Source organism: Sphingomonas faeni, assembly GCF_040407505.1.
Taxonomy (GTDB): Bacteria; Pseudomonadota; Alphaproteobacteria; order Sphingomonadales; family Sphingomonadaceae; genus Sphingomonas; species Sphingomonas faeni_E.
On the sequence record NZ_JAPZPQ010000002.1, the window covers coordinates 213118 to 235801 of the forward strand.

Genomic DNA, 22684 nt, shown 5'->3' on the forward strand with positions numbered 1-22684 from the left:
CACATGGCTACTGGCCGATAGCTTCATGGCGTTACCCGACTTCACGGACCGGTCGAGGAGCGAACGCCTGTATGTGGTGGCGTATGGCGCGAAACTTGGGCCTGTGCGTTCCTGCATATGCGCACTTTGTCGGAGACCGGATCGTGATCGTTGATGCCATCGACCATATCGTCTTCAACGTACGTGACGTGGAAGCGTCGGCAAGATGGTACGAGCAGGTTCTGGGCATGGCACGCATCGATGCGCCGTCGGACAGTGGAGCGTTGCGCACCAGCGTGACGTTCGGGCGTAACAAGATAAACTTGCGGCCGATCGATGCATCACAGGACGAATGGTTCACAGGGGCGACGCCATGCGCTGGCGGCCAGGATCTATGTTTCCTGACAAGCTTCACCCCCGACGCGGTCGTCGCACATTTGCAGGTGTGCGACGTCGAAATCGAGGTCGGACCAGTTACCAAAAACGGCGCACGAGGCCCTATCAGGTCTGTCTATGTCCGCGATCCGGATGGGAACCTGATTGAGCTATCGTCTTACGCGGCCTTGGCCTGCCGCTAAACCTGGCGGGCGAGCGCCTTCTTGAGTTTGGCATGCGCCGACGCCTTGATCTGGCACACGCGCGCGGAGCCGACACCGAAGACTTCACCGATCTCCTCGAGGTTGAGTTCCTCGACGTAATAAAGCTGGATCACCTGCGCCTCGCGTTCCGGCAGGGCGGTGATCGCGGCGATCAGGGCTTCGCGCATGTCGCTGTCGGCGAGTTGCTCGAATGCGTCGGGCGTGTCGTCGGCGAACCAGGGGAGGTCGTCGGCGTACATCTCGTCGATCGAGTCGAAGCGTATCGAGTCGGCGGTGACGTAGTCGGTGCGGAGTTTCTCGATCGTGACGCCGATATGCTCTGCGATCATGTCTTCTCCGGGAGCCTTGCCCGTGCGGGCGGTGAGCGTCGAGATCGCCTCGGCATATTGGCGGCGGCGACGCATCGCGCCGCGCGTCGACGTCGCCTGGCGGCGGAGTTCGTCGATCATGCTGCCGCGGAGGCGGGTGATGAGGTAGGTCTTGAACGGCATCCCCCGTTCGTCGAAATTCGCGGCGGCTTCGACCAGCGCGACCAGGCCGACCTGGATCAGGTCCTCGACCTCGACGCTGCTGCTCATGCTGCCGTGGACATGCCAGGCGATCCGACGGACGAGCGGGAGATGCTGTTTGACGAGCTGGTCCGCGTCGCCGCCGGGGCGTTGATGCGGGCGGTAAGTGAGGGGTTGGCCTGTGAAGGGCTGCGCATCGTCGAACGCGCCGCGCATCGGGAGGGCGCTCATGCTGCGAGCGCCTGTTGCGAGGCACCGATGACCGCGACGACTTCGACCGCCTTCTCCTCGGGCACTTCGAAGAACGACATCACCGGCGTGTCGGGCAGGCACGTCCGCACCAGCTTGCGGATGGCGATGCGGATGGTCGGCTGGACGACCAGCGCGAAGGGTTTGGCCTCGGCGATCAGCGGTTCGGCGGCGCGTTGCAGCGCCTCGACGATGCGGCGGCCGAGATCGGGTTCGATGACGTGGCGGCGCGATTGATCGGCGCGCATCGCCTGGCCGAGCAGACCTTCCAATTGACCCTCCAACGTCATGACGCGCAGCGGTTCGCGCACGCCGCACAGTTTCTGGATGATGAGCGCGCCGAGCTCGGGACGGATCGTCTCGATGATCTCCTCGGCGTCCTGCGTACGCTGCGCGGCGACCGCGATCGCGCCGGCGATGCGGCGGAATTCCTTGAGCGGCACGTTCTCCGCGAGCAGGCCTTTCAGGACCTGCGTGAGCGTCGTGATCGGCAGCGGCGCGAGTGCGGCGACCAGTTGCGCGGCGCGCTCCTTGAGGCCGTCGAGCAGCGCCTGCACCTCGTCCTGGCCAAGCAGTTCGGCCGCGTTCTGGCCGAGCAGATGGTTGAGATGCGTCGCCATCACCGTGCCGGGATCGACCACGAGATAGCCCGCGCCGGTCGCAGCATCGGCATCGCCCGCGTCGACCCAGGTCGCGTCGAGCCCGAAGGTGGGGTCCTTGACCTTCTTGCCGAACAGATCGCCGAACGCCTGGCCCGTGTCGAGCGCGAGCATCTCGTCGGGCGACACGGTGTCCTCGCCGACGACGACGCCGTTGACGAGGATGCGGTAGACGTAGGGGGCCAAATTGATGTCGTCGCGGACGCGGACCTGCGGCACGACGAAGCCGAGTTCCTTCGACAACTGGCGGCGGACGCCGGTGATCCGGCCCATCAGCGGCGACCCGCGACGCTCGTCGGCGAGCGGCACAAGGCCGTAACCGATGTCGAGATTGACCTGCATGCCGTCGGTGACTTCCTCCCAGCCGATCTTCGACTGGTCGATCGTCTCGACGGGGACGACGACGACGGGGGCGGGGCGGCGTTCGATCTGGCGGAGCTTCCACGCGGCGAACCCGGCGATCGCGGCTGCCGGCAGGATCACCATGTGCGGCATACCGGGCAGGATGCCGAGTAGCGCGAGGATGACCGCGACCGGGGTCCAGGTGCGGGGCGAGCCGAACTGGCCACCGATCTGGCCGGCAAGGTCCTTGTCGGAGGTGACGCGCGTGACGATCGAGGCGGCGGCGATCGACAGCATCAGGCTCGGCAGCTGCGCGACCAGCGCGTCGCCGATCGCGAGCAGGATGTAATTGTGCGCCGCATCCGCGATCGTCATGCCGTGGCTGACGGGGCCGAGGATCAGGCCGCCGATGATGTTGGCGGCGAGGATCAGCATCGCCGCGACCGCATCGCCCTTCACGAACTTCGACGAGCCGTCCATCGAGCCGTAGAAATCGGCTTCGGTGGAGACTTCGACGCGGCGCGCCTTGGCTTCGTCGGGGGTGATGAGGCCGGCGTTCAGGTCGGCGTCGATCGCCATCTGCTTGCCGGGCAAAGCGTCGAGCGTGAAGCGCGCGCTGACTTCGGAGACGCGACCGGCGCCCTTGGTGACGACGATCATGTTGATGATCATCAGGATCGCGAAGACGAAGATGCCGACGACGTAATCGCCGCCGATCAGGAACGTGCCGAACGCCTCGATCACGTGGCCCGCCGCGCTCTCGCCCTCGTGGCCGTGGACCAGCACGATGCGGGTCGAGGCGACGTTGAGGCCTAGGCGGAAGAGCGTGGCGAATAGGAGGACGGTCGGGAAGGCGGAGAAATCGAGCGGCTTCTGCGCGTTCAAGGCGACCATCAGCACCGCCAGGCTGATCGCGATGTTCGCCACGAAGAAGATGTCGAGCATGAACGCCGGGATCGGCACGACCATGACGAGCACGAGCAGCAGGATCGCGAGCGGCAGGACCGACGCGCGCGCGTTGGAGAGAATGCGGTTCATGGCTTAGCCGCCCAACCGTGCGAGCATCATGTAGGCGAGCCGCGCGGTGTCGGGCGTCGGGCGCAGGATACTCGCGGCGGCCTGCGTCGTCTTGCCGGTGAACCTGCCCATCGCGGTGCCCATTGCCGTCGTCGCCCAGGCGAGCGCGTCGTCGGCGCTTTCGTTGTTGCCGGTGATGACCGTATTGCCGTTCATGTCGAGCGCCTGCGCGGCGTAATTGGCGGGCGTCGCGGTCGCGCTTGCCCCCGCGGCGGCACCGCCGAGCTTGTCGGCGAAGCGGTCGTAGATCGCCGACAGCGTGCGCGGCTGGTTGTTCGAATCGTAGAAGACGTTGTGGTTCGCGCGCGCGGCGGCGGGGAAGAGCGCGGCGCCGCTCGCCTGCGGGTTGGCCTGCATGGTTTTCAGGAACTTGGTCGCGCCGCCGAGCCCCATGAAGTGCGCCATATACAGGTCGGTGCCCGAGGCCGGCCGGTTCAGCGTGCCTTCGAGCGAGGCCTTGTTGTCCGACGCGTATTCGGCGGCCATCAGCGAGGCGGCATTGGGATCATTGCGCAGCGCGAGGATCGCCGCCTTGGTGCCGGCATCGCCGACCGAGAGGCGGCCGCTCGACGACTGGCCGATGCTGTTCGCAGCCCAGGCCATGCCGTGCTCCGCGCCGTGCTTCTTGACGACGGAGAGCCAGCTCTGTTCGATGAACTGATAGAGACCGGATGCGCTCGACGTGCCGGCCTTGGCATTGGCGTTGAGCCCGCTCTCGAGCTTCGCCTGTCCCAGCAGATAGTCGAAATCCACGCCCGTCTTGCTGCTCGCAAGCGCGATCGCGGACTGGATCCGGCCGGTAGTGATAGGATTGACGGTCATGCCCGTGTGCGGTGCCCCTGGTTCAGGGGATGCTCAGCAAGGGGCGTGCCAGTTTTAGTGTTTGGTTCCCGTAACGCCGTCATCCTGACGAAAGTCAGGATCCAGAGCCATGTAGCGCCGTCCCCCTTTACCCTGGATCCTGACTTTCGTCAGGATGACGGAGATGGGGAGGGGTAAGCGCGCTACTTAAGCGTACGCCGCGCGCAGACCCGGCCGATAGCCGGCAACGGCACCATCGCCGGTCAGGGTTTGCAGGCGGCGGCGAACATTTGCCGCCATCAAATTGGTGTAGATCCGGCAGGTCTCGTTGAGCCGGTTCGCCTCGTCCGCCAGCTCACGAATCTCGGTACCCGCAGGCCCGGTGCCGAGCAATGCCACCTGTTCGATCCCGGCGAGCTTGTCCGCGGTCGCGCGCTCCAGGCTGGCGACGTCGTTCGACTTCAGCGCGGCGATCTCGGCGTGCAGCGCGTCGATCACGCGGATCAGGGCATCACGCCGTTTCATTGGAATTCCAGTCCAGGCGAAGCGCCATCAGGCGATCGGCGATGGTCGCGGGGAGGATCGGGAAGGTGCCCGCCGCGATCGCCTTCTTGATCGCGGCGACGCGGCTCGCATCGATCGGCGGCGAGGCGGCCATCGACTTGGCGAGCGCGATCGATTCCGGCACCACCGACGTCTGCCTGGGCAGAACCGGCGTTTGTACGACCGTCGTCGGCGCCGCCGCGGCGATGCGCGCGACGGAGCGATCTCCTGCTACTGACGGCTTCGCGCCGATCGAGTCCACCATGTCCGCATCCTCTGGTTTGCGCTGACATCAGGAGAAACGGCTGCACGCGGAAAACCTTTAGCAAAATTAATCTGTTCGTCCGAAATTAGTTCGACCAGCCGGGAAGCGTCGCGCGACCGGCGTCGACCGCGATCGCCTGGACCGGCGTACGCGTGTCGTCGACCTTGACCATGAAGCGGCCGCCGGGCGCGGCATCGCCCATCGCGACGCCTTCGCGGCTGATCGAGAAGCCCTCGGTGCCGGCCTCGATCACGATCGGATCGCCGCGCTTGATGACGGGTGCGGCCTTCGCGACTGGCACGAACGAGGCCGCCACCGCGGCCGGCGCATTGGCCGGGCGGATGACCGGCACGAAGATCCGCCACGCGGGGCCGGCGCATGAGACGACGACCGCGTCATGCTGTTCGGAGCGCCACGACAGCGACACCGTCGGGCAGGTCGCGAGCCGCAACCGCGCATCGACCGGCGTACGCGCGCCGCCCTCGGCGCCGGTAGGGCGACCGGTGAACGCGGCGACCGATGCGTCGAGCGCGGCGGTATCCTGGAAGCTCGCGGCCATGAGCAGGAACGGGATGATCATTGAGCGGTCCTCGGGGCTTCGCCGACAAAGGCGACGGAGACGATGGCGGCACGACGGCCGGGCTTGGTCGCGGTGACGATCGCCACGCGAGACGGCGCGACCGCGGCGAGCGCGGCGGCGACGGTGCGCGCGCGGTCGGCGGCTAGGATCGCGGCGCTACCGGTGACGCGGTCGGTATCGTCGGGCGTGCCGTCGGTGGAGCCGGTGACGGTGAGCATCACGCGGGGATCGCGCGCCGCCTCGCGCGCCCAGGCGACGAGCGCGCCCGGCGTCGTCGGCAGGATTGCCGAGCCGGGCGCGAAATCGAGGATGCCGGCGGCCGCGACGGGCATCGGCGTCGGCTCGGTATCGTTTGCGCCGAAGCCCTCGCGGATGCCCTTTGCCAGATCCTTGCCGCCGATATGCTGTGTCGCCTGCAGGAGTACGAGGAAGCCGACCAGCAACAAGGCGAGGTCGGCGAGCGTGATCAGCCAGAGCGGCTTGCCGGTCGGTGCGTCGGGATATTCGCTGGCGTTCACGCGACGGTGGCCAGCGTCGGCGGCGAACTGGGTGCGACATAGCCGCGCGGCGTCTCGCGTTCGGCGAGGGCCACGAGCGGTGCTTCGATGCGCGCGCGTTCGAACGCTTCGTTACGGCCTTGCGCGCGGAGGCGGTTGGCGATCGGCATGAAGAGCAGGTTTGCGAACAGCGCGCCGTACAGCGTGGCGAGCAGCGCGACCGCCATCGCACCGCCAATCGCGCCCGGATCGCTCATCGTCGCGAACATCTGCGCGAGGCCGATCAGCGTGCCGACCATGCCCATCGCGGGGGCGATCTCTGCGGCGCCCGCCCAGACGTCGGCGGCGGCGACGTGGCGCTCGATCCGCGCGCGACGGCGATGCTGGACCAGCGTCGCGACGTCGGTCGCGGAGTCGCCGTCGACGATCGCGGCGATTCCGGCGGCGATATCGGCGTCGGTGATGACCGAGCGATCGAGTGCCATCACGCCGTGGCGCTTGGCGATGCGGGCTAGGGCAGTGATCTGGAGGAGGAGCGGGTCCGCGTCGAACCGGCCGCGGCCCAGCGTGGTCACGGCGGCGAGGGCTCGGCCGAGGTCGCGGAGGGGGGTGCGGAGGACGACGGCGAGCGTCGTTCCGCCGGCGACGATGGCGAGCGCTGCGGGGTCGAGGAATTGGGCGAGCGTGATCATGTGCGTGGGGTGATGCAAGGGGTGGGCCAGTTGTCGGGGGGAACGCCGCCTTTCGTCATGCCTGGGGCTCACTCTTCTGTTCCCCTCCCTCGTGAAGGGAGGGGCTAGGGGTGGGTGGGTTCGTTGCAGGCGCTGGAGTTCGCCAAGCGGCCCACCCACCCCCGGCCCCCCCTTCACGAGGGAGGGGGGAAGAAGGGTCATGCTTGTAGGCACTTAGCACCACCCCGGCGGAGGCCGGGGCCCAATTGGGTGACGTCGCTAACTGCGCGGGCGCTCCATGACTGCGACCTCTTCAATTGGGCCGGCCTTCGCCGGGGTGGGGGCAGTGGGTGAGCGGCGGCGCCTGCTTCCTTGTTCTCCCGCGAAGGCGGGAGCCCAGTCTGGGTCCCCGCCTTCGCGGGGAAACATAGTGGCCGTGCGGGCCGGCAGTTCGGTTTGCCGCTTTCAATAGGGCACCGCACCAACCGGCAACCCCCTTGCCGCCCACCCCTGCAACACCGGCAACCTCTTGCCGCCTACCTTGCCGCCCGCCCTCCACCACCCGGCAAACCACCATCCCCCACCCTCGCGCCCAAAACTGGCACGCCCATTGCTAATGTCTCGATGCGCAATCGGTGCGCCAGGAGACGGGCTTGTGTCAGGCGACACGCTTTTCGGAGTTCACGGGGCGGCGCTCGAGGTGCGCTCGCAGCGCATGGGTGTGCTCGCGTCGAACATCGCCAACGCCTCGACGCCCGGCTTCAAGGCGCGCGACATCGACTTCCGGTCGGCGCTCGCCTCGGTCGAGAACGACGGCAGCACCAATGCGGCGACCAAGTACCGCATCCCGACGCAGACCTCGATGGACGGCAACACCGTCGAGCTGAGCCAGGAGCAGACCGCGTTCGCCGAGAACGCCGTCCAGTACCAGACGACGCTGTCGTTCCTGAACGGGCGGATCGGCCAGATCACCCGCGCGCTGAAGGGGGAGTAAGCCGTGTCCAACCAGCCCATGACGATATTCCAGGTCGCCGGCCGCGCGATGTCCGCGCAGCTAGTCCGGATGAACACGACTGCTTCGAACCTCGCCAACGCCGGCGGCACCACCGGCTCCGCGGAGACCGCGTACAAGACGATGAAGCCGGTGTTCCGCACCAGCTTCGACGCCGCCAGCGGCATGTCGACGGTCGACGTCGAGCGCGTCGTCACGGCCGGTGAAGCGCCAACGAAGCGGTACGACCCGGACAATCCGATGGCCGACAAGGATGGCAACATCTTCGAGGCGGCGGTCGATGAAACCCGCGAGATGGTCGACATGATGGAGACCGCCCGCAGCTACCAGAACAACATCGAAGTGATGAACACGGCCAAGTCGCTCATCATCGATACCCTCAAGCTAGGCCGCTGATCATGGCAACATCGTTCGATACCACGCTGTCCAATCTCGGCATCACGCGCTCCTCGGCCGCCGCGGCGGCGACCACCACGACCAAGTCGTCCACCGCGCTCGGCCAGTCCGACTTCCTGAAGCTGATGACCGCGCAGATGCAGAACCAGGACCCGTTCAACCCGGTCGACAACACCCAGATGGTCGCGCAGATGGCGCAGATCTCGACCACCTCGGGCATCTCCGAGATGAACACGACGATGAAGGCGATCGCCGACAAGCTCGGCATCACCAGCACCGGCGAGGCGATGGGCTATGTCGGCAAGACCGTGCTCACCGAGGGCAGCACCGCTTACGGTCGCGCGGCGGGCGGTATCGCCGGATCGGTCGAGCTGGCCGGCGCTGCGACCGACGTCAACGTCACGATCAGTGATGCGAACGGTGCGGTCCTCAAGACCATGTCGCTCGGCAAGCAAGCGAAAGGCACGATCGGCTACGACTGGGACGGCAAGGACGCCGCCGGTGCGGATGCCGGCAGCGGGCCGTTCACCGTGCAGGTCGCCGCGCAGAACGCCGGCACCACGGTCGGTGCGACCAGCCTGGTCTGGGCGCCCGTCCAGTCGGTGTCGACCACCACCGGTGCCGCCATCCTCACGCTTCCCGGCCTCGGCGAAATCCCCGCCAGCGCCGTCCGCCAGATCGGCTGAACCCAGAGTTTCCAGGAGCTAAATCGCCATGTCCTTCTACACTTCGCTCTCCGGTCTCCAGGCGTCTCAGACCGAGATGTCGACGATCTCGCACAACCTCGCGAACGTCGCGACCAACGGCTTCAAGAAGAGCCGCACGGAATTTGCCGACGTCATCGCGTCGAGCGTGTCGCTTGCGCCGTCGCAGCAGGTCGGCTCGGGTACGGTCGTCAAGGCAAACCGCCAGCAATTCGCGCAAGGCAATTTGATCCAGTCGTCGAACAGCCTCGACCTCGCCGTGTCGGGCGACGGGTTCTTTGCGGTCAAGCCGAACGCGGAATCGGCAACGGTGAACTACACGCGCAACGGCGGCTTCCTGGTCGACGCCAATCGCTACGTGGTCGACGCGCAGGGCTCGCACCTCCAGGTGTTCCCGGTCGATGGCTCGGGCACCGTGGTCGCGACCGGCGTCGATGCCGCGCTCAGCCTTCGCCTGCCCGAGACGAGCGGCGTGCCGCTACCGACCAAGGCGGTCGGGATGACGCTCAACCTCAACGCCAATTCGGCGATTCCGAAGACCGCGACGTTCGACCGGTTCGATCCGTCGAGCTACAACCAGTCCGCGCAGACCACTGTGTACGACGCCGCCGGCAACGCGATGACGCTGACCAATTACTTCAAGCGCGTGTCCGCCCCGACGACGGGCAACGCCGACAGCGGTTGGGAAGTCCACAGCTTCGTCGGCGACAAGGAACTGACCGCCGGCGGTACCGCGGGTACGAAGATGACGTTCGATGGGTCGGGCCGGATGACCGCGCCCGCCGGCACGATCAAATATGACGAGTTCACCACCGCGAACTCGACCGCGCCGCAGCAGATCGACTTTACCTTCGGCACCGGCACGACCCAGTTGTCGACCGCGTTCAGCGTCGCCTCGCGCACGCAGGACGGCAAGGCGGTCGGCCAGATCCAGGGCGTGACGGTCGATGAGAAGGGCGTCGTGCAGGCAAGCTTCTCGAACGGCGACACGCAGGCATTGGGCCAGGTGATGCTCGCGAATTTCTCCAATCCCGAAGGCTTGCGCCAGCTCGGCAGCAGCTATTGGCAGTCGACCGGCATCTCCGGCTCGGCGAAGCTCGGCTCGGCCGACACCAACGGCTTCGGCAAGCTGATGTCGGGAACGATCGAGGGATCGAACGTCGACATCACCGAGGAGCTGGTCAACCTGATCGCGGCACAGCGCAATTTCCAGGCGAACTCGAAGGCCTTGGATACGGCCAACCAGATCTCCGAAACCATCTTCAACATCCGCAGCTAAGCAAGAGCGAGCAGGGGATTCTGAATGGACAAGCTGGTCTACACCGCGGCGACGGGCCTGCGCGCGCACATGGCGGCGCAGGCGGCGATCGCCAACAACATGGCGAACGCGTCGACCACCGGCTTCCGCGCCGATCGCGTGGTGTTCGACCGGCTCAACCTGAAGGGCGACGGCTCGACGATCGAGGCGCGCGCGCCGACCTCGGAAGAGGTAACCGACGCCGACCGCTCGCCGGGCGCGATCCAGTTGACCGGGCGTCCGCTCGACGTCGCGATCACCGGCACCACCGCATGGCTGGCGGTGCAGGCGTCGGACGGGTCGGAGGCGTATACGCGCCGCGGTGACCTGGAGGTCGCGCCGTCGGGCGTGCTGCAGACCGGCGACGGGCATCCGGTGATCGGTTCGGGGGGGCCGATCACCCTGCCGCCCTATCAGTCGCTGACTATCTCCTCCGACGGGACGATCTCGATCGTGCCGCTGGGTGGCGATGCGAAGGATACGCAGGTGATCGACAAGCTCAAGCTCGCCGACACCAAGGGGTCGGATACCGTGAAGGGCCTCGACAATCTGCTGCGCGTGCGGGGCGGCGGGGCGCTGCCCGAGGACATGGACGCGAAGGTTCAGGGCGGCGCGATCGAAGGATCGAACGTCAACATGACGCAGGCGCTGGTCGACATGATCGAGAACCAGCGCAGCTACGAAGTCCAGGCCAACATGATGAAATCCGCCAAGGAAATCGACGAGAGCGGTGCATCGCTGATGCGCCTGCCGAGCTAGAAGGAACAGACGAATGTCATCCGCAGCCATGCATATCGCGCGCACCGGGCTCGACGCCCAGGACATGCGCATGCGCGTCATCTCGAACAATCTCGCCAACGTGAACACGACGGGCTTCAAGAAGGACCGTGCGGCGTTCGAGACGCTCGCCTACCAGACCGTCACGACGCCCGGCACGCAGAGCACCGCCGAGACCAAATACGCGACCGGGCTCAACCTCGGCACCGGCGTCCGCATCCAGGGCACCGCGCGGATCGACACGCAGGGCGCGATGCAGACGACCGGCAACAGCCTCGATCTCGCGCTCGACGGCGACGGTTATTTCCAGGTGCAGATGCCCGGCGGCACGCTCGGCTACACCCGCGCCGGCAATTTCTCGCGCTCGGCCGAGGGCCTGCTGGTCACCAGTGAGGGCTATCAGGTGCAGCCCGGCATCACCGTGCCCGAGGGGACGACCGGGATCACGATCGGCCGCGACGGCACCGTGTCCGCGATGGTCCCCGGCCAGACCGAGGCGTCGCAGATCGGCCAGATCCAGGTCGCGAGCTTCCCGAACGGGGCAGGGCTCCAGGCGACCGGCGACAATTATCTCGTCGAGACCGCAGCGAGCGGCGCGGCGAACGTCGGCGTTGCGGGGCAGGACGGTCGTGGTGGCATCAAGCAGGGCATGCTCGAGGCATCGAACGTCAACGTCGTCGAGGAGCTGGTTGACATGATCGAGACGCAGCGCGCGTACGAGGTCAATTCGAAGATGATCTCCGCGACCGACGACATGCTCAAATACGTCAACCAGAACCTGTGATGCGTAACGCCCCTATCGCCGCGCTCGTCGGCACGCTTTTCATCGCCGGGCTCGGCGCGTCCCCGGTGGACGCCAGCCTGTTCGGCAAGAAGGCCCCGCCCGAGGATTTCTCGGTCGCGCGGCCCTTGCCGGTCCAGCCGGTGCCGGTCGTCGCTACCGGTTCGATCTTCCAGGCGCAGGACGGTTACGCCGCGCTGTACGAAGGCTGGCGCGCGCGCAAAGTCGGCGATCCGCTGACGATCGTGCTGGTCGAGCGGACCGCTGCGTCGAAGTCGTCGGGGTCGAAGCTCGACAGCAACGGCTCGGGCAGCATCACGCCGCCGACCACCGGCTTCCTCAATCTGTTCAACAAAAGCGACGCGACGCTGAGCGGCGGGCGTAGTTTCAATGGCACCGGGGCGGCCGACCAGACCAACTCGCTGTCGGGTGAAGTCAGCGTCACGGTGGCGCAAGTCTATCCCAACGGGACGATGCTGGTGCAAGGCGAGAAGCGCGTCACGCTCAACCGCGGCGACGAGTTCCTCAAGATCAAGGGCCTGGTCCGCACCGCCGACGTCGACGCGAACAACCGCGTCCTGTCGACCCGCGTCGCCGACGCGCAGATCTCGTACACCGGCAAGGGCGACGTCGCCCGCGCCGGCCGCCAGGGGTGGCTCAGCCGCTTCTTCTCCGTCGTCAGCCCGTTCTGATGCGTTCGTTGACCCGTGCCCTCACCCTTCCCACCCGGCAAGCGCCGGCCGGGCCCCTTCCCTCTCCCCTCAGGGGAGAGGGAGAGACGCCGAAGGCGGCGAAGGGTGAGGGCACGCGTATCAGCGCCAACCCGTTCGTCCTGAGTAGAGACCGAGTAGTGCCGAAGGCGCGTATCGAGGGCTCGTATCGAAGGATAGGTTGGCGCGCGAAACCCATGCTTCGATACGCACCCTCGATACGCCGCTGCGCGCCTACTCGGTCGCTACTCAGCACGAACGGCAAAGGACTAAAGACCGTGTTTCGTACTTTCGCAGGTCTCCTCACGACCCTTCTTGCATCGCTCCTGATCGCCGCGCCGGCCTCGGCCGACCGGATCAAGGACCTGGGCGGGTTCCAGGGTATCCGTTCGAACCAGCTGACCGGTTACGGCATCGTCGTCGGCCTGCCAGGCACGGGCGACGACAATCTCGAATACACCGTCCAGTCGCTGAAGGCCGTCGCATCGCGCTTCGGTCTCCAGCTGCCGCCGACCGCGAACCCAGGCATGAAGAACGCGGCGGTGGTGATGATCACCGCCGAACTGCCGCCGTTCGCCAAGCCCGGCCAGCGCCTCGACATCACCGTCGCGTCGATGGGCAAGGCCAAGTCGCTCCGCGGTGGCAGCCTGATCATGACGCCGCTGCTCGGTGCCGATAACCAGATCTATGCGATGGCGCAGGGCAATCTCGCGGTCGGCGGGCTCGGAGCAGAAGGCGCGGACGGGTCGAAGATCGTCGTCAACGTGCCCTCGACCGGCCGCATTCCCGAGGGTGCGACCGTCGAACGCGCGGTCGCGACCGGGTTCGACAGCGCGCCGACTCTCACCTTCAACCTCGCGCGTGCCGATTTCACGACCGCGCAGAACGTCGCCGGTGCGATCAATTCGAAGCTCGGCTTCGGCAGCGCGCAGGCGATCGACGCGGTCTCCGTCGCGGTGCGTGCGCCGATCGGCGCCGATATCCGTGCAACGCTGATGTCGACGATCGAGAATCTCGACGTCGTCTCCGCCGAGCCGTCCGCCAAGGTGATCGTCAACGCGCGCACCGGCACCGTCGTCATCAACTCGGCAGTCCGCGTGGGGCCTGCGGCGATCACGCACGGCAAGATGACGGTGCGGATCGACGAGAAGCCACAGGTCAGCCAGCCCGCGCCGTTCAGCCAGGGCCAGACCGCGATCACCCCGAACAGCCGCGTCGCGGTCGAGGAGGAGCGTCGCCCGATGTTCCTGCTCAACCCCGGTCCCAAGCTCGCCGACATCGTCAAGGCGGTCAACGCGATCGGCGCGTCGCCGGCCGATCTGGTCGCGATCCTCGAGGCGCTGAAGGAAGCCGGCGCGCTCAAGGCCGAGTTGATCGTCCTGTGAGCCCGCTCAACGCACCCGCAGCCGTCGCACCTACGACCGGCATCTCGACCGATACGAGCCGCCTCAAGTCGAAGGACAATCTCGACAAGGCGGGGGAGAAGTTCGAGGCGGTCTTCACCGGCATGATGCTGAAGAGCATGCGCCAGGCGAAACTGGCGGACCCGCTGTTCGATTCGAAGGCGATCGACACCTTCACCGACATGCAGGACGGGCTGATCGCGAAGTCGATGGCCGAGCATACGCCGCTCGGCATCGGCAAGGCGATGACCGATTTTCTCGCCAAATCTCAATCCGATCTTAACCAGGGCGCGGCAGACTCGCCGCCATGAGCGATCTCCTTTCGATCGGCGCTTCGGGCGTGCGCGCGTACCAGACCGCGCTGTCCACGGTGTCGGAGAACATCGCGAACACCGGCAATGCGGGCTATACCCGGCGGACGACGACGCTTTCCGAAGTGTCGTCGGTCAATGGCGGGCTGAACGCGCAAAAGTCGGTCAGCAGCAACGGCGTCACGATCACGGGGATCGGCCGCAGCGCCGATGCATACCGGTCGCAGGCGGTTCGCTCGGCAGGCACCGATCTCGCCAAGACCGAAGCCGGCGTCACCTGGATGAACCGGATCGAGACGGCGCTGGGCAATAACCAGCTCGGTGACCGGCTCACCAGCTTCTTCACGTCCGCGCAGAAACTCGCCGCCGATCCGACTTCGGAGCCCGCGCGTGCGGTGATGCTTGAATCGGCCGGTACGGCGGCGGCGGCGTTCACGGCGACCGGCGCGGCGCTCGATACCGCGGCCGCCGATCTCGATTCGACCGCATCGCAGGCGGTGCAGTCGCTCAATGCGCTCGGCACCGCGCTCGCCAAGATCAACGACGGCATCGCGCGCACCGCGCCGGGATCGTCGACTGCGGCGCAACTCGCCGACCAGCGCGACCAGATGCTCGAACAGATGAGCACGATCACCGACATCAATACGTCGTTCGACGATCTCGGGCGGACCACCGTGCGGCTCGGCGGCGCGGCGGGCTCGGTCTTCGTCGCGGGCGGCGAGAGCGCGCAGGCGTCCTATGCGCGCAACGACGAGGGTGCGGTCCAGTTCGCGGTGACGCGCGGCAATGTCACGTCTGCGCTGTCGCCAACCGGTGGCGCGCTCGCCGGGTTCGCGGAAGGCGCACAGCGGATCGCCGCGGCGCGCGGATCGCTCAATGCGATCGCCACCGACTTCACGGGCAAGATCAACGCGGTGCAGGCGCAGGGTCGCGATCTCGACGGCAATGCGGGAGTTGCGATGTTCGCGACCGGCACTACGCCGACCGACATCTCGGTTGCACTCGCCGACGGGCGCGGGATCGCTTCGGCGAGCGCGACCGGCGGCAAGCGCGATGCGTCCAATCTCTCCGCGTTGCAGGGAGCCCGCACCAGCGGTGGCTTCGAAACGCGCACCACGACGCTGATCGCCGGCAACGCCGCCGCGCTCGAACAGCGCAAGGTGGTCGCCGACGCGCAGGCCGCAATCCGCGACGGTGCGGTGAACTCACTCGCGTCGTCGTCGGGCGTCGATCTCGATAGCGAAGCGGTCGACCTGCTGCGCTTCCAGCAGGCCTATCAGGCGTCGAGCCGCGTGATCCAGACTGCGCGCGATACGCTCCAGACCATCCTCGATCTACGGTAACGCCCATGCAGATCGCGACTCGCCTCTTCTACGACCGCGCTTCGGCGTCGATGACTTCGCTCGGCGCCAAGGCGGATGCGTTGCAGAACCAGATCTCGACCGGGACCAAGCTGTCGGCGCCGTCGTCGGACAGCGCCGCGTATCAGCGGCTCGCCGGGATCAAGCGCGATGCCGTTGACGACAAGGCCTATGCCGCCAATCTCGGCACCGCAGAATCGGTGTTGAAGCAGGGCGACACCAGCCTCTCCGCGATCACCGACCAGTTGCAGAGCGCGACCGAGCTGGTGACGCAGGCCAAGACCGGCACGCTGAACGCGGCGAACCGCAAGGCGATCGGCGAACAGATCGCCGGCCTCGTCGCGACGCTCACCAACCTTGCCAATGCCAAGGACTCGCGTGGGCAGGCGCTGTTCGGCGGCGCCGACGGTGCGCCTGCGGTCTCTGCGGGCGGGACCTACGCGCTCGCATCGAAGCCGATCTCGGGCATCCCGATCGGCGATGGCCAGACCGTCCAGGCGAACGAGACCGCGGCGCGCATCTTCACCGTCGGCGGCAAGACCAAGCCCGACGGCAGCATCGAGGGCGGTACAAATACGCTGGCCATGCTCTCGGCGATCGCAACCGCGCTGCAATCGGACGACTTCAAGGCAAGTGCGCTCGATACGTCGCTCGCCGACATCGGCGCCGCGTCGGATCAGGTGTCGGCGGTGCAGGCCTCGCTCGGGGCTCGCGCCGCGCGCGTCGACCTGGAGGCATCGCGGCTGACCGATGTCGCCGCCGACCGCGAGGCGACCCGGTCGGGGCTGGAAGATACCGACATCACCACGACGGTGGTCGAGTTGCAGAAGACGATGACGATCTTGTCGGCGACGCAGGCGAGCTTCTCGAAGCTCTCGGCGCTGTCGCTGTTCGATTATCTGCGCTGATCCGAATTTAATCGCGCGCGACGTCATCTTGGTAACCGGTTGGCTACCAAAGGCGGTTAATTCTGTGGCGACGCAAGTGCCGCTGTCGGCCCTGGGGGAATTCGAACACCATGTTTCCGGTCATCGGCATCGTCGTCCTGCTCGTCATGGTGTTTGGCGGATTCGCGTTCACCGGCGGCGCGCTCGGCCCCGTCATGGAGGCGATCCCGCATGAGATGCTGATCATCGGTGGTGCCGCGGCCGGCGCGCTGATCATCGGCAATTCGGGCAAGGAGCTGAAGGGCCTCGGCGCTGGCCTGGGGAAGGTCTTCAAGGGTCCGAAGTACAAGAAGCAGGATTATCTCGACGTCATCTTCCTCGTCAGCAAGCTGATGAAGATGCTGCGGATGGACGGGCCGATCGCGCTCGAGCCGCATGTCGAGGATCCGCAGTCCTCCGCGGTGTTCGCGGAATATCCGAAGCTTCTGAAGGACAAGGCGCTCGTCAACCTGATCGCCGATACGCTGCGCCTGGTCGTGGTGTCGTCGGGGACGCTCGACGTGCATGCGGTCGAGGAGGTGATGGATCACTCGATCAAGACGCACCACCACGAGGAGGAGGCCGCGCACGGTACGCTCGCGAGCCTCGCCGACGCACTGCCCGCGCTGGGCATCGTTGCCGCGGTGCTCGGCGTGGTGAAGACGATGGGGTCGATCGACAAGCCGCCGTCGATCCTCGGCGCGATGATCGGCTCGGCGCTGGTCGGCACGTTCATGGGCGTGCTGCTGGCGTACGGCATCGTCGCGCCGCTCGCGAACCGGTTGAAGCAGGTGCTCGATGCCGACGCGTCGATCTACGACGTCGTGAAGCAGATCATCATCGCCTCGCTGCACGGTCATCCGCAGCCGCTGGTGATCGAGGCCGCACGCTCGGGCATCGCGCACAAGAACCAGCCGGGCTTCGCCGAAGTCTTCGACGGGCTCCGTGGTAAGTAAGATGGGCGGAAAGTAACATGGCCGCGCGCGCGCCTCATGGGACGAACCAGCCGCCCAAGGTCATCGTCAAGAAGATCTATATCGAGGCGCATGGCGGCCATCACGGCGGCGCGTGGAAAGTCGCCTACGCCGATTTCGTGACCGCGATGATGGCGTTCTTCCTGTTGCTGTGGATCGTGGGTGCGACCACCGAGAAACAGCGCAAGGGCATCGCCGATTACTTCGCGCCGACCATTCTCAACACGCGGTCGCTAGGGATCGGCGGCGGCGGGCTGTTCGGCGGCGAATCGATCCTCGACAAGAATCGCATCGGACCGAAGCCAGGACAGACCAGCATGGCGCAACTGGCGATTCCCGATGCGGGGCTCGGTGGGCCATCGGCCGGGACGGGGCCCAAGGGTTCGCTGAAAAGCCGTGATGCTCTGACCAAGGAAGACCAGAAGAACTTCGCGGCTCTGCGTCGGCGCGTGCTCGGCGAGATGTCGGGCAATGCGAAACTGTCGCGGCTGCAAAACCATGTCCGCTTCGTGCCGACCCAAGACGGCATGCGGATCGATCTGGTCGACGACGCGGACTATTCGATGTTCGCGCTCGGCACGACCGCGCTCGATCCGGAGGCGTCGGCGTTGATCGGCATGATCGCGGGCTCGGTGCAGGGCATGCAGAACCCGATCATGATCCGCGGCCATACCGACAGCGTGCCGTATGGCGACCCGCGCGCGATGAATAACTGGATGCTCTCGTCCGGTCGCGCCGAGGCGACGCGTCGGCGCCTGCTGGCGGGTGGCACGCCCGAGCAACGGTTCGAGCGGATCGAAGGCGTCGCCGACCGCGAACCGCTGATCGTGAAAGACCCCGCGGATCCGCGCAATCGTCGCGTTGCGATCACGTTGCTCTACAGGCGTGGGATCTTCGCCAAGTAACGGCGCCGCGTTCCCACGGTACGCCCAACAAAAAAGGACCGGTGCCGCGAGGCGCCGGTCCTTTTTGTCGTCACTGGCTGCGTCGCTTATTCGGCGGCGGCGGCAGTGTCCGTCTTGCGCTTGCGCGTCGTCGCCGGCTGAGCCGGTGCCGAATCGGTCTTGCGCGGGCCGGGCTTGCGTCCAAGGCCGATCTTCTTGGCCATCGCGCGACGGCTCTCCGAGTAGTTCTCGGCGACCATCGGGTAATCGGGCTTCAGGCCATAACGTTCGCGGTACTCGGCCGGCGTCATGCCGTGCGTCGCGAGGTGACGGCGCAAGGTCTTGTACGACTTGCCGTCGATCATCGAGATGATGTGATCCTTCGACGCGAGCGATTTGCGTGCCGTTACGGCAGGCGTGTATTCGGTCGCAGCTTCGACCGGAGCAGCTTCGGTCGTGGTGCCGAGCAACGTCGCGACGGTCTCATGCATCTTGCCGAGAAACGCGGGAACGTCATCAGCCGAACTGCGCGTATTCGGGTTGCCGAGCCATGCAATCGTCAATTCTGTTGCCAGCTCGACGGCATTCAGGTCGGTGGTATCTTCGGCCATAGTATACTCCATTGTCTGCGGACGCCGTAACGACGTGCAACATCGGGTTCAACCATCCAAAGACGTTTTCAGCCCATTAAATTGTAAAAATCGACATTGGAAGTGCGAACGCATGAAGATCGGTTCATTGCGATTGCTCTAAATCAAAGTTCGCGACCCTGAACAAAGCAAGCACAGGCAAGATATCGCCGGTCGCTGATGGCTGGACGCCTGTCGTCGCGACGGATAGAACTCAGGTGACGGTCGCGTGCGTATCGTCGGCCGCGTCGTTAGCTATCGCGCAACCTGTTCGGCACGCGTCGTAGCTGCGATGCATCCTATCGAGAGAGTTTCCGCATGCTTTCAGGTCCCGACGGCGCGAACCGATCCGAACGCGCGAACCGATCCGACGGCATGGGCGGGACCGCGAAGGCGCTTTCGAAGCCGGGTTCCTATTCGGGCAGCGACTGGTTGGCTAAGCTCGGCAAGGGCAATGCGGATGACGAAGCGCAGGTGCTGAGAAGCGTCGGCGATCGCCTGATGCCGCTGCGGATCGCGATCATCGCACTGATTTCCCTGGTGATGCTCGGTCCGATCATGACCAACGTCGAGGGCGGCAATGGCGGCGACGGGAACGCCGTACGACAGATCGGCTATCTTGCGATCCTGGCCGGCACGATCTTCGCGATCCGTCCCTCGGCGAGTCCGAAGTCGGTGGTCGCGTTCACCTGGCCGATGCTGCTGGCGCTCGCATGGTGCTGGATCAGCATATCCTGGGCGCTCGATCCGGGCACCGCATTCCGGCGCGTGTTCCTGACGACGCTGGTCGCTTGGATGGTGTTCAGCCTCGTTCGGCATGGCGGGTATCAATTGAACGTCGACCTGCTCCGCTACGCGCTGCTCGCCACGATCCTGATTTCCTATCTGGTCGTCGTGTTGGACCCCGTGGTCGGCGTGCACACGGGCGGCGAAGACATGGCGACCGCGCTGCTCGGCAACTGGCGCGGCTTCCTCGGGCACAAGAATTTTGCGGGCGCGGTGTGTGCGTTGTGCATCATCATGTTCCTGTTCGATGCCAAGCGGATACGACCGACGATCCGCATTTTCGCGATCCTTGTGGCCGGGTATTTCCTGTTCAAGTCGCAGTCGAAGACCTCGGGCGGCATGGTGGTGCTCGCCTCGGTCGGCGGCATCGTATTCGAGACGGTCAGCATTCGCCTGCGTCGCTACATCATTCCGATCCTGATGATCGTCGGATCGGTTTTCTGGTTCCTGACCAGCGCCTATGCCGACATGGTCCAGTCCAATTTCCTCCAGCCGAAGGCATTTACCGGCCGCGGTCAGATCTGGGGAGCGCTGCTGAACTATGCCAGCGATCATCCTCTACTCGGCGCGGGCTTCGGGTCGTTCTGGAACATCGAGGCCAACAGCCCGGTCTTCGAATATGGCCAGGGCTATGTCACCAAGATCACCGTCGGCCATTCGGGGTATATCGACCAGCTCGTGACGGTCGGTATTCCCGGCCTGCTGCTGATGGTCTTCGCGATGGCGGTCTGGCCGCTCGCGAAACTGCTCGCGAGCGAGGACGTCGCGAAGGGGCGGGGTGCGCTGGTCTCGGCGATGCTGATGTTCTGTATCGGCCACAACATCACCGAGAGCGGCCTGTTCGAGCGCGACGGCATCGTCAGCACGATCTTCTTCTTCGCGGTCGCGCTCGCGCATTATTGCACGATGGACGACAAGCGGACCGCACCGGTGAAGCAGGCGGGCGACGACGTGATGCGCGAACTGCGCCGCCGCAAGCGCAAGCATCGCCCGGTGCTTACCGCTGGCGAATGACCGGGTGACGTGCGAGGATCGCCGCCAGCGCAGCCTGAGCGCCGGCGGGCGTGAAGTGCGAATGATCGAAGTGTAGCGGCGTGCCATCGGCGGTGGTCAGGCGGCAGGTCGCCCCGGTGCACTCGGTGTCGATGGCCGAGGCGTAGTCGGCGCCCGCTGCGCGGACCGGCCCCGCCATCGCGCGATCGAGCGCGATACGGTCGGACAGGCGGAACTCGTCCGCGAGCGTCGAGTCGCCGTCCGCGTCCGATCGCACGATCAAGGCGGGCAGGTCCGCGTCGTATTCGACCGACGGGCCGATCACCAGGACCCGCGTTCCTCGCGCCCGTAGCCAGCGGATCGTGTCGAGCAACGCCGGCTGTTCGAAGTCGAGCCAACGTGCGGAAAGGATGACCGTGTCGATCCGCTTGAAATCCAGCGTGTCGAACGCGGCGTCCATAGTAGTGCGACAGGTCGGCAAGCCCTTCCCGTGCAGTAGTGGCCGACAGCCCGCCGCGGTCACCTGCACGATGTTCGCGCCCGGCAGCAGCGTGTGCAGCGCCTGCGAGAAGTGCGCGCCGTGGCTGTCGCCGAACAGCGCGATGTTGGGCTTGGTCACCGACAACCGCAGGCAATCGGGCGAGAAGCGGCGACCGGTCGGCAGGACGAAGCAGCGATCCGTACTGAATTGCCGTTTGCCCGCGTCCGTCGAGTCCCAGCCGAGATAACTGGCGGCAAGTGCTTGGCGCGGCGAGAGTGGGCGGATGTCGTCGGCCTTGGCGGCGATCGTCAGCCCGGTGATCGCCATCGCCGCGAGCAGCACGACCGCGACGGCATGCGGGACGAGCCCCGATCCGCTGCGCCAGCGCCGGCTCGCCGGACGCTCGATCAGCGCAAAGCTCAGCCAAGCTGCGCCAAGCGATGCGCAGAGCAGTCCGACCGTCTCGACCGGCGCGAGCGTCGAGCCGTGGCGGATCTGGTAGAAGGCGATGATCGGACGATGCCAGAGATACGCCGAATAGGAGATCAGTCCGACCGTCCGCAGCGGCCATGCCCCGAGCAGTCGTGCCGTCGGGCCCTCGCCGCCATACGCCAGCAGCACCGCGGCAGCGACCGCGGGCGGCAGCGCGAAGGGCACGGGAAACGGCCAGCCGCTGCTGATCGCGATGCAGCTCGCGGCGATCACTGCGATGGCGAGGATGCACAGGGTCGCTCGGATCGATCGGTTCGCGATCGTCGGTACGGCACCGAGCGCGACCAGCGCGCCAAGCGACAATTCCCAGATTCGCGCGGGCAGCAGGAAGAACGCGGCGGAAGGGTAGGTCGTCGCCAGCCACCCGCCGATCGCGAACGAGACAAGTGCGAGGCCGGCGATCACCTCCGCGAGACGTTGGCGCGACAGCCCACGGAGAGACCAGAGCAACACAGGGTAGAGCAGATAGAATTGCTCTTCCACCGCCAGCGACCAGGTATGGACGAGCGGCTTGGCGTCGGACGCCGCCGCGAAATAGTCCGACGTCAGGTAGAAATAGACGTTCGACCCGAACACGCTGGTCGCCGCCGCGCTCCGTCCGAGATCGCGCAACTGGTTGGGCAGCAGGAGCACGCAGCCGAGTGCGAGCGTGACGGTCATCATCACGAGCAGCGCCGGCAGGATGCGGACGATCCGGTGGCGATAGAAGCGCGCGATCGAGAAGCGCGCCTCGGCGATGTCGCGCACCATGATCGCGGTGATCAGGAAGCCGGATATCACGAAGAAGATGTCGACCCCGACGAACCCGCCCCGCAACTTCGTCACGCCGCAGTGCAGCAGCAGGATCGGCAGGATCGCGAGCGCCCGCAACCCGTCGATATCCGGCCGGTAGCGAAGCGCGCGTCCGTCCTGCGGCGCCGACGTTCGCGTGCCTGCGGTCGCGGCCGATCCTGTCGCTATGCTCTCGCTCACTTGTACCGACGCCCCCACTTGCGC

Annotated in this window: 25 protein-coding genes; 15 read left to right on the top strand and 10 right to left on the bottom strand. The window is 66.2% G+C overall.

Annotated elements, in window-relative coordinates; genetic code table 11:
• Nucleotides 1–143 precede the first annotated feature (143 nt).
• The gene (locus O6X71_RS07520) at nt 144–557 is read left to right on the top strand and encodes a VOC family protein (RefSeq protein WP_353465279.1); all 414 of its coding nucleotides are present in this window, start codon (nt 144–146) and stop codon (nt 555–557) included.
• Here O6X71_RS07520 and O6X71_RS07525 read toward each other — a convergent pair.
• The 8 genes from O6X71_RS07525 to O6X71_RS07560 form a co-directional block, all read right to left on the bottom strand.
• Nucleotides 554–1318: a FliA/WhiG family RNA polymerase sigma factor gene (locus O6X71_RS07525; RefSeq protein ID WP_353465281.1), complete on the bottom strand. Its 765-nt coding sequence runs from the start codon at nt 1316–1318 to the stop codon at nt 554–556. The two genes, O6X71_RS07520 and O6X71_RS07525, sit on opposite strands and share 4 nt — an antisense overlap.
• Entirely contained in the window at nt 1315–3375 is a 2061-nt protein-coding gene (flhA, locus tag O6X71_RS07530; RefSeq protein WP_121885746.1) for a flagellar biosynthesis protein FlhA, read from the bottom strand. Before flhA ends, O6X71_RS07525 begins: the two co-directional genes overlap by 4 nt.
• A gap of 3 nt (nt 3376–3378) precedes the next feature.
• Nucleotides 3379–4236 (bottom strand): lytic transglycosylase domain-containing protein, encoded by an 858-nt coding sequence (locus O6X71_RS07535; RefSeq protein ID WP_353465282.1) that lies wholly within the window; start codon nt 4234–4236, stop codon nt 3379–3381.
• Nucleotides 4237–4422: 186 nt separating this feature from the next.
• Nucleotides 4423–4740, bottom strand: coding sequence for a hypothetical protein (locus tag O6X71_RS07540; RefSeq protein ID WP_055881695.1), 318 nt, complete (start codon nt 4738–4740; stop codon nt 4423–4425).
• A complete protein-coding gene (gene flgM, locus O6X71_RS07545; RefSeq protein ID WP_353465283.1) occupies nt 4727–5023 on the bottom strand; it encodes a flagellar biosynthesis anti-sigma factor FlgM in 297 nt (98 codons plus the stop codon). The genes O6X71_RS07540 and flgM overlap by 14 nt, the downstream gene beginning before the upstream one ends.
• Nucleotides 5024–5108: 85 nt before the next feature.
• Nucleotides 5109–5603 carry a flagella basal body P-ring formation protein FlgA gene (locus tag O6X71_RS07550; protein WP_353465284.1) on the bottom strand — a complete coding sequence of 165 codons (495 nt, stop codon included), beginning with the start codon at nt 5601–5603 and terminating at the stop codon, nt 5109–5111.
• The gene (locus O6X71_RS07555) at nt 5600–6121 is read right to left on the bottom strand and encodes a hypothetical protein (protein ID WP_353465285.1); all 522 of its coding nucleotides are present in this window, start codon (nt 6119–6121) and stop codon (nt 5600–5602) included. The genes O6X71_RS07550 and O6X71_RS07555 overlap by 4 nt, the downstream gene beginning before the upstream one ends.
• Nucleotides 6118–6792, bottom strand: a complete 675-nt coding sequence (locus O6X71_RS07560; RefSeq protein ID WP_353465286.1) for a motility protein A — start codon at nt 6790–6792, stop codon at nt 6118–6120. Before O6X71_RS07560 ends, O6X71_RS07555 begins: the two co-directional genes overlap by 4 nt.
• Before the next feature lie 634 nt (nt 6793–7426).
• On the opposite strand from O6X71_RS07560, the gene O6X71_RS07565 reads away from it, so the two are divergent.
• The 13 genes from O6X71_RS07565 to O6X71_RS07625 all read left to right on the top strand — a co-directional run bounded on the left by O6X71_RS07565 (nt 7427) and on the right by O6X71_RS07625 (nt 18328).
• A complete protein-coding gene (locus O6X71_RS07565) occupies nt 7427–7765 on the top strand; it encodes a flagellar basal body rod protein FlgB (protein WP_353465287.1) in 339 nt (112 codons plus the stop codon).
• A gap of 18 nt (nt 7766–7783) precedes the next feature.
• A complete protein-coding gene (gene flgC, locus O6X71_RS07570; RefSeq protein ID WP_107952494.1) occupies nt 7784–8179 on the top strand; it encodes a flagellar basal body rod protein FlgC in 396 nt (131 codons plus the stop codon).
• A gap of 2 nt (nt 8180–8181) precedes the next feature.
• Entirely contained in the window at nt 8182–8865 is a 684-nt protein-coding gene (locus tag O6X71_RS07575) for a flagellar hook assembly protein FlgD (RefSeq protein ID WP_353465289.1), read from the top strand.
• 28 nt (nt 8866–8893) lie between these two features.
• Entirely contained in the window at nt 8894–10162 is a 1269-nt protein-coding gene (locus O6X71_RS07580) for a flagellar hook protein FlgE (RefSeq protein ID WP_353465290.1), read from the top strand.
• A gap of 24 nt (nt 10163–10186) precedes the next feature.
• Nucleotides 10187–10939, top strand: coding sequence for a flagellar basal-body rod protein FlgF (gene flgF / locus O6X71_RS07585; RefSeq protein ID WP_353465291.1), 753 nt, complete (start codon nt 10187–10189; stop codon nt 10937–10939).
• 13 nt (nt 10940–10952) lie between these two features.
• Nucleotides 10953–11741: a flagellar basal-body rod protein FlgG gene (gene flgG / locus O6X71_RS07590; RefSeq protein WP_056061573.1), complete on the top strand. Its 789-nt coding sequence runs from the start codon at nt 10953–10955 to the stop codon at nt 11739–11741.
• The gene (locus O6X71_RS07595; RefSeq protein ID WP_353465292.1) at nt 11741–12430 is read left to right on the top strand and encodes a flagellar basal body L-ring protein FlgH; all 690 of its coding nucleotides are present in this window, start codon (nt 11741–11743) and stop codon (nt 12428–12430) included. The genes flgG and O6X71_RS07595 overlap by 1 nt, the downstream gene beginning before the upstream one ends.
• Before the next feature lie 296 nt (nt 12431–12726).
• Nucleotides 12727–13833, top strand: coding sequence for a flagellar basal body P-ring protein FlgI (locus tag O6X71_RS07600; RefSeq protein ID WP_435368457.1), 1107 nt, complete (start codon nt 12727–12729; stop codon nt 13831–13833).
• On the top strand, nt 13830–14162 hold the full coding sequence (locus O6X71_RS07605; RefSeq protein WP_353465293.1) for a rod-binding protein: 333 nt from the start codon (nt 13830–13832) through the stop codon (nt 14160–14162). Before O6X71_RS07600 ends, O6X71_RS07605 begins: the two co-directional genes overlap by 4 nt.
• On the top strand, nt 14159–15505 hold the full coding sequence (flgK, locus tag O6X71_RS07610; protein WP_353465294.1) for a flagellar hook-associated protein FlgK: 1347 nt from the start codon (nt 14159–14161) through the stop codon (nt 15503–15505). Before O6X71_RS07605 ends, flgK begins: the two co-directional genes overlap by 4 nt.
• 5 nt (nt 15506–15510) lie before the next feature.
• Nucleotides 15511–16431 carry a flagellin gene (locus O6X71_RS07615; protein ID WP_353465295.1) on the top strand — a complete coding sequence of 307 codons (921 nt, stop codon included), beginning with the start codon at nt 15511–15513 and terminating at the stop codon, nt 16429–16431.
• A gap of 110 nt (nt 16432–16541) precedes the next feature.
• The gene (gene motA, locus O6X71_RS07620; protein WP_056061555.1) at nt 16542–17405 is read left to right on the top strand and encodes a flagellar motor stator protein MotA; all 864 of its coding nucleotides are present in this window, start codon (nt 16542–16544) and stop codon (nt 17403–17405) included.
• Between the two features lie 17 nt (nt 17406–17422).
• Nucleotides 17423–18328, top strand: coding sequence for a flagellar motor protein MotB (locus tag O6X71_RS07625; RefSeq protein ID WP_353465297.1), 906 nt, complete (start codon nt 17423–17425; stop codon nt 18326–18328).
• Between the two features lie 86 nt (nt 18329–18414).
• On the opposite strand, the gene O6X71_RS07630 is transcribed toward O6X71_RS07625, so the two are convergent.
• Nucleotides 18415–18918 carry a MucR family transcriptional regulator gene (locus O6X71_RS07630; RefSeq protein ID WP_353465298.1) on the bottom strand — a complete coding sequence of 168 codons (504 nt, stop codon included), beginning with the start codon at nt 18916–18918 and terminating at the stop codon, nt 18415–18417.
• 336 nt (nt 18919–19254) lie between these two features.
• Between O6X71_RS07630 and O6X71_RS07635 the strand changes: the two genes are divergently transcribed.
• Nucleotides 19255–20736: an O-antigen ligase family protein gene (locus O6X71_RS07635; protein WP_353465299.1), complete on the top strand. Its 1482-nt coding sequence runs from the start codon at nt 19255–19257 to the stop codon at nt 20734–20736.
• Here O6X71_RS07635 and O6X71_RS07640 read toward each other — a convergent pair.
• Complete coding sequence (locus tag O6X71_RS07640; RefSeq protein ID WP_353465300.1) at nt 20720–22660, bottom strand: acyltransferase family protein; 1941 nt, start codon at nt 22658–22660, stop codon at nt 20720–20722. The genes O6X71_RS07635 and O6X71_RS07640 overlap by 17 nt on opposite strands.
• Nucleotides 22661–22684: the final 24 nt, after the last annotated feature.

Excerpts from the sequence above, each read along its gene's own strand:
- O6X71_RS07535 (WP_353465282.1), bottom strand. The coding sequence starts at position 4,236 with ATGACCGTCAATCCTATCACTACCGGCCGGATCCAGTCCGCGATCGCG.
- O6X71_RS07575 (WP_353465289.1), top strand. The coding sequence starts at position 8,182 with ATGGCAACATCGTTCGATACCACGCTGTCCAATCTCGGCATCACGCGC.
- O6X71_RS07550 (WP_353465284.1), bottom strand. The coding sequence starts at position 5,603 with ATGATCATCCCGTTCCTGCTCATGGCCGCGAGCTTCCAGGATACCGCC.
- flgG (WP_056061573.1), top strand. The coding sequence starts at position 10,953 with ATGTCATCCGCAGCCATGCATATCGCGCGCACCGGGCTCGACGCCCAG.
- flgK (WP_353465294.1), top strand. The coding sequence starts at position 14,159 with ATGAGCGATCTCCTTTCGATCGGCGCTTCGGGCGTGCGCGCGTACCAG.
- O6X71_RS07540 (WP_055881695.1), bottom strand. The coding sequence starts at position 4,740 with ATGAAACGGCGTGATGCCCTGATCCGCGTGATCGACGCGCTGCACGCC.
- O6X71_RS07525 (WP_353465281.1), bottom strand. The coding sequence starts at position 1,318 with ATGAGCGCCCTCCCGATGCGCGGCGCGTTCGACGATGCGCAGCCCTTC.
- motA (WP_056061555.1), top strand. The coding sequence starts at position 16,542 with ATGTTTCCGGTCATCGGCATCGTCGTCCTGCTCGTCATGGTGTTTGGC.
- O6X71_RS07635 (WP_353465299.1), top strand. The coding sequence starts at position 19,255 with ATGCTTTCAGGTCCCGACGGCGCGAACCGATCCGAACGCGCGAACCGA.
- flgC (WP_107952494.1), top strand. The coding sequence starts at position 7,784 with ATGACGATATTCCAGGTCGCCGGCCGCGCGATGTCCGCGCAGCTAGTC.
- flgM (WP_353465283.1), bottom strand. The coding sequence starts at position 5,023 with ATGGTGGACTCGATCGGCGCGAAGCCGTCAGTAGCAGGAGATCGCTCC.
- flhA (WP_121885746.1), bottom strand. The coding sequence starts at position 3,375 with ATGAACCGCATTCTCTCCAACGCGCGCGCGTCGGTCCTGCCGCTCGCG.
- O6X71_RS07595 (WP_353465292.1), top strand. The coding sequence starts at position 11,741 with ATGCGTAACGCCCCTATCGCCGCGCTCGTCGGCACGCTTTTCATCGCC.
- O6X71_RS07630 (WP_353465298.1), bottom strand. The coding sequence starts at position 18,918 with ATGGCCGAAGATACCACCGACCTGAATGCCGTCGAGCTGGCAACAGAA.
- O6X71_RS07580 (WP_353465290.1), top strand. The coding sequence starts at position 8,894 with ATGTCCTTCTACACTTCGCTCTCCGGTCTCCAGGCGTCTCAGACCGAG.
- O6X71_RS07615 (WP_353465295.1), top strand. The coding sequence starts at position 15,511 with ATGCAGATCGCGACTCGCCTCTTCTACGACCGCGCTTCGGCGTCGATG.
- O6X71_RS07560 (WP_353465286.1), bottom strand. The coding sequence starts at position 6,792 with ATGATCACGCTCGCCCAATTCCTCGACCCCGCAGCGCTCGCCATCGTC.
- O6X71_RS07625 (WP_353465297.1), top strand. The coding sequence starts at position 17,423 with ATGGCCGCGCGCGCGCCTCATGGGACGAACCAGCCGCCCAAGGTCATC.
- flgF (WP_353465291.1), top strand. The coding sequence starts at position 10,187 with ATGGACAAGCTGGTCTACACCGCGGCGACGGGCCTGCGCGCGCACATG.